General features: G+C 66.5%; 11 protein-coding genes and 1 riboswitch. Of the genes, 2 read left to right on the top strand and 9 right to left on the bottom strand.

Annotation, left to right across the window (positions count from 1 at the left end):
* The 8 genes from VGE27_RS17105 to VGE27_RS17070 all read right to left on the bottom strand — a co-directional run.
* On the bottom strand, window positions 1-253 hold a 253-nt coding region (locus VGE27_RS17105), incomplete at its 3' end, for a PLP-dependent transferase (RefSeq protein ID WP_331050891.1).
* Window positions 254-317: 64 nt separating this feature from the next.
* Window positions 318-393: riboswitch (SAM riboswitch) on the bottom strand.
* Window positions 394-638: 245 nt separating this feature from the next.
* Window positions 639-1871: an acetate kinase gene (locus VGE27_RS17100; RefSeq protein ID WP_331050890.1), complete on the bottom strand. Its 1233-nt coding sequence runs from the start codon at window positions 1869-1871 to the stop codon at window positions 639-641.
* A 63-nt stretch (window positions 1872-1934) separates the two neighbouring features.
* On the bottom strand, window positions 1935-2312 hold the full coding sequence (locus VGE27_RS17095; protein ID WP_331050889.1) for a hypothetical protein: 378 nt from the start codon (window positions 2310-2312) through the stop codon (window positions 1935-1937).
* Window positions 2313-2329: 17 nt separating this feature from the next.
* Window positions 2330-3556 (bottom strand): 5-(carboxyamino)imidazole ribonucleotide synthase, encoded by a 1227-nt coding sequence (gene purK / locus VGE27_RS17090; protein WP_331050888.1) that lies wholly within the window; start codon window positions 3554-3556, stop codon window positions 2330-2332.
* Window positions 3553-4032 (bottom strand): 5-(carboxyamino)imidazole ribonucleotide mutase, encoded by a 480-nt coding sequence (purE, locus tag VGE27_RS17085; RefSeq protein ID WP_345788033.1) that lies wholly within the window; start codon window positions 4030-4032, stop codon window positions 3553-3555. Before purE ends, purK begins: the two co-directional genes overlap by 4 nt.
* Before the next feature lie 124 nt (window positions 4033-4156).
* Entirely contained in the window at window positions 4157-5257 is a 1101-nt protein-coding gene (locus VGE27_RS17080; protein WP_331050886.1) for a serine hydrolase, read from the bottom strand.
* A 276-nt stretch (window positions 5258-5533) separates the two neighbouring features.
* A complete protein-coding gene (locus VGE27_RS17075) occupies window positions 5534-7006 on the bottom strand; it encodes a pitrilysin family protein (RefSeq protein WP_331050885.1) in 1473 nt (490 codons plus the stop codon).
* A complete protein-coding gene (locus VGE27_RS17070) occupies window positions 7006-8439 on the bottom strand; it encodes a pitrilysin family protein (protein WP_331050884.1) in 1434 nt (477 codons plus the stop codon). Before VGE27_RS17070 ends, VGE27_RS17075 begins: the two co-directional genes overlap by 1 nt.
* A 158-nt stretch (window positions 8440-8597) precedes the next feature.
* On the opposite strand from VGE27_RS17070, the gene VGE27_RS17065 reads away from it, so the two are divergent.
* Both VGE27_RS17065 and VGE27_RS17060 read left to right on the top strand, forming a co-directional pair.
* Entirely contained in the window at window positions 8598-9965 is a 1368-nt protein-coding gene (locus VGE27_RS17065) for an APC family permease (RefSeq protein WP_331050883.1), read from the top strand.
* Complete coding sequence (locus tag VGE27_RS17060) at window positions 9962-10822, top strand: MOSC domain-containing protein (protein ID WP_331050882.1); 861 nt, start codon at window positions 9962-9964, stop codon at window positions 10820-10822. The genes VGE27_RS17065 and VGE27_RS17060 overlap by 4 nt, the downstream gene beginning before the upstream one ends.
* A gap of 21 nt (window positions 10823-10843) precedes the next feature.
* Here VGE27_RS17060 and VGE27_RS17055 read toward each other — a convergent pair whose 3' ends face one another.
* Window positions 10844-11674 carry an alpha/beta fold hydrolase gene (locus VGE27_RS17055; RefSeq protein ID WP_331050881.1) on the bottom strand — a complete coding sequence of 277 codons (831 nt, stop codon included), beginning with the start codon at window positions 11672-11674 and terminating at the stop codon, window positions 10844-10846.
* Window positions 11675-11732: the final 58 nt, after the last annotated feature.

The following is an 11732-nucleotide window of genomic DNA, read 5'->3' as shown; positions in this document are numbered from 1 at the left end:
CGCCTTCGAGCGCGGCAATGCGCTTCTCGAAGACATCCGTGGTGGGATTCATGATGCGCGTGTAGATGTTGCCGAACGCGCGAAGGCCGAACAGATCGGCGGCGTGTTCGGGGCTTTCGAACACGTAGGAGCTGGTGGCGTAGATGGGGACCGCGCGCGCGCCGGTGGCGCTGTCGGGCGATTCCTGACCAGCATGCAGGGCGAGCGTGTCAGCCGACAGGGCGCGCGCAGTGTTACGGGATACGTCAGACATCGTGGCACTCTCCAAAAACAGGTGAGTGCCGCCCAACAACACGAACGCGCCCGGATACGGATAGACCGCCGGGCGCTATCGCTGTTTAGCTCGTTGTTTTACGTGGCGGCAATCGGCGGCAAATCACCACGGACGACAGTCGCTGCCGAGTGCAGCGGTGCGTCAGCTTCCCTTCAGTTGTCGTGTTGCATGTGCCGTGAAGCCATGAACCGCCACAAACGACTGACGGCCCACGCCGATTTCTCGTCGCGGGCCGTCAGGCCTCGACTTAGACGGAAGGGGCGACGCCTCAGGCGCCGTGCACGCGGCCCGTCAAATCGGGAAAATCGCCGCGCACTCCCCAGTATCGACTCATAACGGAACTTTTTCAAGTGCTGAGTCAAACTCAGCCGTTACTCACCGCGCGGTACGTGTCACGGGCGATGAGCAGCTCCTCATCCGTCGGCACCACCCACGCCTCCAGCGCCGACCCTTCGGCCGAGAAGCGTCCTTCCCGTCCACCCACCAGGGCCTGGTTGGCGGACCCATCGATGTGCAGGCCGGCCCACTGCAGCCCCTCGCAGATGAGAGCGCGCACTTCGGGCGCATTCTCCCCCACTCCTCCGGCAAACACCACCGCGTCCGCGCCGCCCATCGCGGCGAGATACGAGCCGACGTACTTCCGGGCGCGATAGCAAAACATCTCGATGGCCAGTCGCGCCCGCCGGTCACGCAGCTCGTTGGCTTCGGCCAGCAGGTCCCGCATGTCATTCGTGAGACCGGAGATGCCGAGCAGCCCGGACTGACTGTTCAGCATCGCTTCGACCTGCGGAGGTGACATGCCTTCCTTGGCGCCGATGTAGTCGAGCAGCGCGGCGTCGATATCACCCGCGCGCGTGCCCATCACGAGCCCTTCGAGCGGCGTGAAGCCCATGCTGGTATCGATGGACTCTCCACCCTTGATGGCGCACGCCGAGCAGCCGTTGCCGAGATGCAGGGTCACGATGCGCACATCGGCGCGGGCACGGCCGGTCAGCTTGCGAAAGCGATACGCGATGGAGCGATGCGATGTGCCGTGAAAGCCGTAGCGCCGCACCTTGTGCCGCCGGTACAGCGGATACGGGATGGCGTAGAGATACGCGTGTTCAGGCAGCGTCTGATGAAAGGCGGTGTCGAACACGGCGACCTGCGGTACACCATCGCCCAGCGCGGCACGCGCGGCTTCGATGCCACGCAGGTTGTGCGGATTGTGCAGCGGCGCGAGTTCGATGGTCTCTTCGATGCCGTGCATGACCGCATCGTCCACCCGCACACTGTTGCGGAACTGTTCACCGCCATGCACCACGCGATGACCCACCGCGTGAATGTCGCCGCGTGTGGTGAGCCCCGTGCCACTCTCGGCAGACGTGATGAAGCCGACCAGCCAGTCTACGGCCGCGCGCAGGTCCCGCAGTGGGGCGGTGCGCTTGCGCGAACTGCCATCGGGCAAGCGCAGTGTGATGACCGACTCCCCGCCGATCCGTTCGATCTGGCCGCGGATCAGCTTCACGTCCTGGTCATCGGCGATGCGCTGCGCATCGGTGGCAACGACCTGGAACTTGAGCGTGGCCGACCCGGCATTGAGCACCAGGATGTTCATATGTCCCTCCAGCGACGGTGCATGCGGTGATCGCGCTTCGCATGCACCGTACGTGATGACCAATCAGAACGGCTTGTAGAGCACCATGTAGACAGCGATGCCGGCGAGCACGGGCATGAGCAGCAGGAACGGCTTGGCCAGTGCAGGCTTACGGTACGGCAGCAGGGCGAGGCCACCGAACGCCAGCCAGATGATCAGCTTGACCCAGAGCCAGCCCGGGAAGTTGGTGCCATGCGCGAAGCCGATGCGGGCCAGCATGCCGAAGCCGCCGACCAGAATGAGCAACATGCCGATACCGTGCACCGCAGACACCAGCGCACGCGTGTTGCTGTTGGCCTTGGTGCCGCCATTGGCCGCATGCACCGCCACGCCACCGATCGCCGAGAAGAGCAGCGCGATGCCGAGGACGTGCAGGATTTCGTAGAACTGATGGGGAAACATGGGGGCGGGAGCTCAGGTCAGGAGGTGATGTTTGCGAGCACAGGTTCGTGCACGTCGAAACTGCCAGTGGTACCGGGTGACAGGCGGCGGTAGCTCTCGAGCACGCGACTCAGCGCATCCTGCGCGCTGGTGCCGATGGAGGAGAGGTGTCCCATCTTGCGACCAGCACGTGCGCCGGCCTTGCCGTACAGGTGCAGCCTTACGCCTTCCACTTCGAGCGCGTGCTCCATGTTGGGCGGAGTGTCCTGCACCCACACGTCGCCGAGCAGGTTTACGATGGCCGACGGCGCAAACGCCGTCGTGTCACCCAGCGGCAGGTCGCAGACAGCGCGCACGAGCTGCTCGAACTGACTCGTGGCGACACCGCGTTCGCTGTGGTGATACGTGTTGTGCGGGCGCGGGGCGAGTTCATTCACCAGCAGCTCATTGCTCTTGGTGACGAAGCACTCGACGGCCAGCAGCCCCACGATGCCGATGCGCTCGGCCACGCCACGCGCGAGTTCCTGTGCGCGCTGCGTCATGGCATCGGAGATGACCGCAGGCACGACGGCCCACGTCAGGATGCCACTGGTGTGATGATTGCGCGATGGCGGATACACGGCCACGTGTCCGCTGGCCGATCGGGCCACGAGCACGGAGATCTCGTAGGCGATGTCGACACGCTGCTCCACCACGCATGGGTGGCTGCCGAGCGCGGTCCAGGCGTCCTTGGCCTGGTCGGCGTCGGAGAGGCGCGCCTGACCGCGGCCGTCGTATCCGCCGTGCGTGGACTTGGCGATGCAAGGGCCGTGTGTGCGCACTGCGTCGGCGATGTCGTCGGCAGACTGCGCGGCCACAAAGGCACCGACCGGAAAGGCGTTGTCCCGCAGCCACTGCTTTTGCCGGATGCGATCCTGGATGATGTACACTGCCGCGCGGCCAGGATGCAGCGTGGTGCGCGAGGCCACGGCGTCGAGCACGTCGGGGTGGATCTGTTCGATCTCCAGCGTGACCACGTCGCACTGCGACGCGAGGTCGATGGCGGCGTTCACATCGTCGAACTTCGCGGTGATCGTGTGCGAGGCAACGGGGCGTGTGGCGCACGCAGCCTCGGGATCGAGCACCTGAATGTCGTAGCCCATCGAACGGGCGGCGAGTGCCGTCATGCGGCCGAGCTGTCCGCCACCGAGAAAGCCGATGGTCGCGCCGGGAAGAATCGGCGAACGGGAACCGCTATTGGAGCCGTTGGAAGAACCTGCGCTCACGGAATGATCGCGTTGGGGGCGTTGAGCGGACGGGCCAGTGCTTCGGCAGCCTTGGCGCGCCGACGATTGAGCAGCGCGTCGTACAGCGCGGCGTCGCCCGCGGCGAGCAACTGCGCGGCGTAGAGCGCGGCATTGGTGGCGCCGGGCTTGCCGATGGCAAATGTGGCCACCGGGATACCACCAGGCATCTGTACGATGCTGAGCAGCGCGTCGAGTCCATTGAGCGGCGTGGCGACGACGGGTACGCCGAGCACGGGGATCAGCGTCTTGGACGCCAGCATACCCGGCAGATGCGCGGCGCCGCCGGCACCGGCGATGATGGCCCGGAGTCCGCGCGCGTGGGCCTGCTCGGCGTACTCGAACAGCCAGTCCGGCGTACGGTGCGCGGACACGACACGCGCTTCGTACGGGATGCCCAGTTCGGCGAGCACCTCGCAGGCCGGCGCCATGGTCTCGTAGTCGCTGGCGCTGCCCATCACCACGCCCACAAGTGGGGTGGTGCCGGCAGTGAGGTCGCTGTCGGGAACTGCGGTCACGAGGGCTCCAGAAGAGGGACCGAGGGGGGCCCATCAGGAGCTGGGCCCGCCTTCGTGTCTCAACTTACCGTCCGCCCGACGCCCCTCCAACCCGCGGCGCGAGCAACGGCTCGAGAAAGTCGACATCGTCGAAATCCCGGCCGCCAAGCAGCTTGCCCATGCGCACGATGACCAGCTCCCGCGAGGGGATCACGTAGAGGCGCTGCTTACCCATGCCGGCGGCCATGACGAGGTCGGCGGGAAGCCAGTCGGGGCGTTCGGTGGCGTCCTTGGCGGTGGTGTTGTCGGCCCGGGAGCCGGCACGGCGTCTCGCCCTTGCCCCAAGCAGACCACCGCGCCGACCCGCGCGTCCGCCGCCGTTGCCTTCAAGACCGGCGGCGGGTTGAGCCTGCAGGGTGGCGCCCACCAGCCACCATGAGAGACCGTAGTTCGGGTTGGCCTTGGCGGGCACGAAGAGCTCTCGCACCAGGGATTCGGGAAGCACGCGCTGTCCCTTGTGCACGCCGCCCAGTCGCACGAACTCCCCGACGGTGGCCCAGTCGCGGGCGGTCATGGCCGCTCCGCCGGCGAGCTGCGGCTTGCCGTCACCACACTTGGCGCGCCATTCCACGGTGACGCCGAGTGGCGTGAGGATGCGGCGGGCGAGATAGGCGTCGAACGATTCACCGGTGGTGCGCTCGAGCGTGGCCCCCATCGCGATGAAGGGGAACGGGCCATAGCGGAACGTGGTGCCGGGCTCGGCGAACGTGCCGGCGTTCACGGCGTCTGGCCACGTGGCATTGCGTCCGCCGCAGCCGGTGCCCGGATTGCCGGACTCGAGACCGCTTTCGAGCGACACGAGCTGCCGCACCGTGATGCGCGATTTGCGCGGGTCGCGTTGCCACTCGGGGAGGTAGCGCGAGACGGGGGCGTCGAGCGCGATCTGGCCATCGGCCACCGCGGCGATGGTGGCGAGGCCCACGAAGCTCTTGCTGCCGCTGGCGAGGAGCTGACGAGTGGAGGCTGCCCCGCCGGCCATGTAGCGCTCGTGAATGACGGCGCCGCGGTGCATCACCAGCACGGCCTGGCCATCGGTTTTCGCAGCGTACGCGACGGCGTCGGCGAAAGCCGTGGCGTCGGGGGGAGGCTGCAGGAGCAGCGAGAGGGAGAGGAGGACGGGCAGCATGATGGTGCGACGGCGGGGGGGCGTCCTTGTTAAGTGATGGGGACTACGGGGGCTGGGAGTACGGAAGCTGGACCTACGGGAGCTGGTACAACGGGAGCTAGTACTACGGGAGCTGGAACTACGGGGAATGAGGAACGGGAGCTGGAACCACGGGGCGTCCCCGTTGCTCCAGCTCCCGTGTGAACCCGTACCACCAGCACCCGTAGGACCAGCTTCCGTACCTCTAGCTCCCGTAGTTCCAGCTTCCGTGGTTCCAGCCCCCGCCGTTCCGCGCTGTTACGGCCTCACCACTGGCCTGCCCTGCGCATCCCGCACTTCCACGGGCGCGATCTTCGTCGCCTTGAGCGCCGGTTCGATCGACTCGCGGTCGCCGGCAATCACGATGGTCAGGCGGCTCGGGTCGATGTATTTCGTGGCCACGCGCTGCACATCTGCCGCAGTCACCCGGCCGATGCCGGCGTTGAAGGTGTTCAGCGTCGTCAACGGCAGGTTGTACGGCACCAGTGCCGACACCTGCGACGCAATGTCGCGCGTGGACTCGAAGCCTTCGGCGTACCCCAGCTGCAGGTAGCGCTTCGTCTTTGCCAGTTCGGCGGCGGGCAGCGTGCTGCGCACACCCTTGAGTTCATTCATGAACTCGATGAGCGCCGAGTCGGTCTTGGCGGACACCACTTCGGAGCTGGCCGTGAACGGGCCCGCTTCGCGACGCATCGAGAAGCTCGAGCCGGCGCCGTAGGTGTACGCCTTCTTCTCACGCAGCGTGTTGTTGAGGCGCGAGGTGAACGAGCCGCCAAGTGCGGTGTTCAGCACCATGAGCGGGTAGTAGTCAGGCGTGCTGCGCGCCACACCGACGCCGCCGATGCGGAACGACGACTGCGCCGCCTTGGGCTTGTCGATGATGAAGATCGTCGTGGGACGTGGTGCCATGCGATTGGACGCGTACACCGGCGCCGGCGGCAGTGTCGCGCGCTCCCAGCCACCAAAGGCACGCGTGGCGATGGCTTCGGCCTGCGCGACCGTGAGATCGCCCACCATCACCAGCGTCGCATTGTTCGGGCGATACCACGAACGCCAGAACTGCTTCACATCGTCGAGCGTGATCGACTGGGCCGTTTCCTTCGTGCCGTTCACGCTGCGGCCATACGGATGCATCTCGCCGAACACCAGCGAGGCAAACGCGCGCGACGCGAGGGCGGGACCACGGTCCTGCTCCTGCAACAGCGCCGTCTGCCGTTCACTCTTGAGTCGCGTGAACTCCTTCTCGGGGAAGGTCGGGCGGAGTGCCACGTCGGCCATGAGCTGCATCGCGCTGTCGAGTGTGGCGCGCGTGCTGTGCAACGAGATCGAGCTCGATTCAAAACCGGCGCCGGTGCCCAGCGAGATGGCGAGATATCCGATCTCCTCGGCCAGGCCCAGGGCATCGCGCGTGCCGGCGCCTTCGTCCAGCAGGTTGGCGGTGAGCGTGGCGAGGCCGGCCTTGGCCGGACCATCGGCCTCCGCGCCCGTACGCACCACCAGCACGGCGTCCACCAGCGGCAGTTCATTGTGCGGCACGATCACCAGCTTGAGCCCATTGGGCAGCGTGCGCTCCACCATGTTCGGCAGCGTGAGTGCCTTCGGAGCGCCGAGCACCGGCGGCGTGGTGCTGGCCGGTCGGGGCGTCGCCTGGGCGCCCGCTGTCGACAGCGATAGTGTCGACAGCACGCCAACCAGGGCGGCCGCGCGCGCGGAGAATGACATGAGCGCCATCAGTTGTTTCCTCCCTGGGTCGCCGTGAGGGCGAGTTCCTTCTTGCCTTCCGGCACCACCGTCAACACGATCTTGGGCTGCAGCACATACTGCTTCGCTACCCGCTGCAGATCGGCGGCCGTGAGTCGCTCGTAGCGCGCCAGATCCTGTGCCATGTAGTCGGGGTTGCCCGTGTAGTAGTTGTAGTAGCTCAGCTGCGTGGCCTTGCCGAGCACCGACGAGAGGCGGTCGAGCATGGACGCGCGCATGCCGTTCTTCACGCGCGTGAGTTCGCGATCGGTCACACCGGACGTGGCGATGTCGTTCAGCGTCTTGCGGATTTCGGTATCGAGCTCGCGCGGATGCACGCCCGGCTTGGCCGTGGCGGAGAGCATGATGAGGCCGTCGAGCTTCTGCGACGTGTTGCCCATGCTGACGTCCTGAGCGATCTGCTTCTCGTACACGAGCGTGCGGTAGAGGCGCGAGCTCTTGCCGCCGGCGATGATATCGGTGAGCGCATCGAGCGCCGCGTCATCGGGCGAGAAGGCCGTCACGCCGTGCCAGGCGTAGTACACGCGCGGCAACTGCACCTTGTCTTCCATGACCAGCACGGTGTCCTTGGCGATACGCACGGCGGGCACCGTGGGACGCACCACCGGCTGGGCGCTGCGCGGGATGTTGCCGAAGTACTTCGTTACCTGCGCTTTCACCGAATCGGTGTTGAAGTCGCCGGCGATGGTGATGGTCGCGTTGTTGGGCGCGTAGTACTGACGGAAGAAGTCCTTCACGTCGTCCAGCGCCGCCGCGCTGAGGTCGGCCATCGACCCGATGACCGGCCACGAGTACGGGTGATTGGCCGGGAACATCACAGGCAGGATGGTCTCGAAGGCACGGCCGTACGGCACGTTGTCGTAGCTTTGCCGGCGCTCGTTTTGCACCACACCGCGCTGCAGGTCGAGCTTTTCCTTGTCCATGGTCGGCAGCAGCCAGCCCATGCGGTCAGCGTCGAGCCAGAGCATGAGGGGCAGGGCGTTGGACGGGCCCGTCTCGTAGTAGTTCGTGCGATCGAAGTTGGTGGAGCCGTTGTTGCTGGCACCGGCTGCCTCGAGCCATTCATCGAACTTGCCCACGGGCACGTTTTCCGAGCCCATGAACATCACGTGTTCGAACAGGTGCGCGAAGCCGGTGCGTCCCTTCTTCTCGTCGCCCGATCCGACCTTGTAGAAGTTCTCCACGGCAATGATGGGCACCGAGCGATCCACATGCAGGATCACCTCGAGGCCATTGGGCAGCGTGTACTTCTCGTGCGGGATGGAAGGAGCCTTCTGCGCCGTCAGCGGCGAGGTGGCCAGGGCGCTGGCCAATGCACCGGCGGCGAAGGCCAGCGAGGCCAGCGAGGCCAGCGTCCGTCGGGCCATCACGCCGTGGGGGCGAGGAGCGTGGGAAACGTTCATGGGGTGTGTGAACGAGGGGTGAAACGGGTAGCGAGACAAATGTACTGACCGCACTTTGGCGCCATGAGATCTGCTGATTCTACGCCATGGACATGGTGCGAGGTTCAAAGTCAGGGACCGGACGCCTCGTGCTCCACGCGGAACGCGACATCCAGCCCATGAGCCAGCCTACGGACGTCCGCTATGCGGCCCGCTTGGGCACCTTCTCGGGGACGATGCTGGTGGTCGGTGGTATCATCGGCGCCGGCATCTTCCTGTCGCCCTCGGTGGTGGTGCAGCGTGTAGGCACGGCGCCACTCACGATGGGGGCCTGGGCACTCGGCGCCGTGGTGGCCATCATCGGTGGATTCGTCTACGCCGAACTCGGGGCGCGACGCCCCAAGGCTGGTGGCACCTACGTGTACCTCCGTGAAGCCTTTGGGACGCTGCCCGCGTTCCTGTACGGGTGGGCGTTGTTTCTGATCATTGGCACGGGCGCGATTGCCGCTGTGGCGATGACGGGCGCGAACTACCTGGCCGAGCTGCTGGGTCTCCCCGCGGACGCCGGACGACCGATCGCCATCAGTCTCATCGTGGTGCTCACGGCCCTCAACGTGGCCGGCGTGCGCATTGGCGCCACCACCGGCAACGTGCTCACCGTGCTCAAGCTGTCGGCCATCGCGCTGCTGGTGGTGGCGGCGCTGGTGCTCTCGCCACGCGCCGATGCGGTCGCGCCAGTTACAGCGGTGCCCATCACGCTCACCCCACCCACCGGCTGGGCCGACACCGTCGCGGCGATGGGGGCGGCTCTGGTACCGGTCCTCTTTTCATTCGGTGGTTGGCAGCAGACCAATGCCGTGGCCGAAGAACTGGTGGACCCGGAACGCACGCTGCCCAAGGCGCTGATCCTTGGTGTCGTCATCGTGGCGGCCACCTACCTGCTGGTGAACGTGGCCTATTTGCGCGCGCTTGGGCTCGAGGGGCTGGCGGCATCGCGAGCGCCCGCAGCCGACACCATGCAGATCTACCTCGGGCCGGTGGGACGCACGCTGATCACGTTCGGCATCGTCACATCGACGGTGGGTTTCCTGAGCATGGTCATCCTGATGTCGGCCCGCGTGTATCAGGCGATGGCGGCCGACGGTCTGTTCTTCCGCAGCATGGCGCAGTTGCACCCGCGCACGCAGACGCCCGTCTGGGCGCTCCTCTGGCAGGGGGCGGTGGCGCTGGTGCTGCTGCTGTCGGGCACCTACGGGCAATTGCTCGACTATGTGGTCTTTGCCGACTGGATCTTCTTCGGCAGCACGGCGGCCACCCTGTTTGTGCTGCGCGCGCGCGACGGGGCCCGTGGTGTGCACATCGCCGTGCAGGCGCCATGGCATCCCTTCACCACGCTGCTGTTCGTGGCCGCCGCCGGATACGTGGTCATTGGCTCGGTGCTCTCCAATCCGGGCAACGCCCTGCGCGGTGCGGCATTGCTCGCCCTGGGGTTGCCAGTGTATGCCTACTGGATGCGCCAACGATCCCGCAGCGAGCGAGCATCATGACCGTGTCGAATCCCGGCCCGTACGTGGCTGCGCTGACCATCTATCCGATCAAGTCGACGACCGGCATGGACGTGCCCGAGATCGTGTTGGATGAGCGTGGCGCGATGGGCGATCGGCGATGGCTGATCGTGGATCCCGCCGGGCAGGCCATCACGGCGCGCGAGTGTCACGCCATGCTGCGCATCGTGCCGTCCTTCATCGATGAACACGACCGCGAAGGCGGACTGTGGCTCGCCGCGGAAGGTGAGCCGCTGCTGCACGTGGCGGTGCCCGACGCGCATGCCGAGCAGCGCCGGGTAGTGGTGTGGGACGACGCCATCATCGCGCACGATGCGGGGGACGCCGCCGCGGAATGGTGCTCGCGGGTGATCGGACGCGAAGCGCGTCTGGTGCGCGTGTTCGACGATTCACGTCGGCCGCTCAAGCCGAAGTACGCCGGCCCGCTGCCGTATCAAGGGCGTGATGTCGCCTTCACCGACGGCGCACCACTCATGATGCTCGGCCTGCCCAGCGTGGACGCGCTCAATGCGCGTCTCACCGCACGGGGGCATGACGCGATGATGGATCGCCGGCGATTCCGCGCCAATGTGTGGCTGAGCGGACTCGACGCGCATCAGGAAGACACCTGGCAATTGCTGCGCATCGGCGATGTCACGCTGGGTGCAGGTACCCTGTGCGCGCGCTGTGTGCTCACTACGGTCGACCCGGACACGCGCGAGCAGGGCACCGAACCGCTGCGCACGCTCGCCGGCTACCGACGCATGGACGGCTTGGTCATGTTCGGCGTGAATCTCACCCACGATGCGCCGGGTGTGATTCGGGTAGGCGATCCAGTGGTGGTGGAGTCGCTGCGCTAACCGAGCGCCAACTACGGGCCTTTACCCGCGCAGGAAATCCACCGTCGCATCCACCACGGCCGCATCGCGCAGAATGCGCCGATGGCCGAGACCATCCACCGGCATCAGTGCGGCGCGGGGCCAGTGTGCGGCAATGCGCTCGCCGTCGGAGAACGGCACTTCGCGATCGTCGCGGGCATGAATGACCAGCGCGTCGGTGTGCACGGTCTGTAGCAACTCCAGCACATCCACCGGACGGTGCCCACGCCGTACCACGTGATGATGAAAGTTCTGCATGAAGTGCGACGTGGCCCGCGGCGGCAATTGCATCACCGCGACGTAGCGATCCAGCACATCGCGCAATGACGCCGGGCTGGCGATGGTCACGGCGCGACGAACATCGAGGCCGGCCGCCAACGCAATGGCGATGCTGCCACCACCCATCGAATGACCCACCGCGCCGTGCAACGGGCCGAACTGATCGGCCACCATGCGCAACGCGTCGGCGAAGCGATATGGGTCGGCGCGCTTCCCCGTGGAGTGACCATGGGCTGGCCCATCAATGGCGATGATGCGGTAGCCCGCTTCGAGCAACCGGGGCGCAAACACCGCGAACTGCGTGGCCCGCCCCTCCCAGCCGTGTATGAGCGCCACGGTTGGACCCTCGCCCGCCTCCAGCACCGACACACCGCCCGCCAGCCGGCGCCGCGCCGCCGTGCGTTCGAAGTCCAGCTCCCAGTCGCGTGGCGCGTGCCGCCGTGGGGTGGAGAACAGCCGCTGATTGAGCCGAGCCGCGAGGGCCGGAACGACGCGCCCCAGGGTGCGGTTGGCGCGACGGACGATTCGGAGTGATGCGGGGATGGAATCGGTCACCCTGAAGTATCGCCACGTGCTGATGCGACGAGGAAGGGAGTCGCTTAAGTGAATAGTT

The organism is Gemmatimonas sp., assembly GCF_036405635.1.
GTDB lineage: Bacteria > Gemmatimonadota > Gemmatimonadetes > Gemmatimonadales > Gemmatimonadaceae > Gemmatimonas.
The sequence above is the reverse complement of the archived record's forward strand: the minus strand, read 5'-3'. Positions and strand labels throughout refer to the sequence as shown.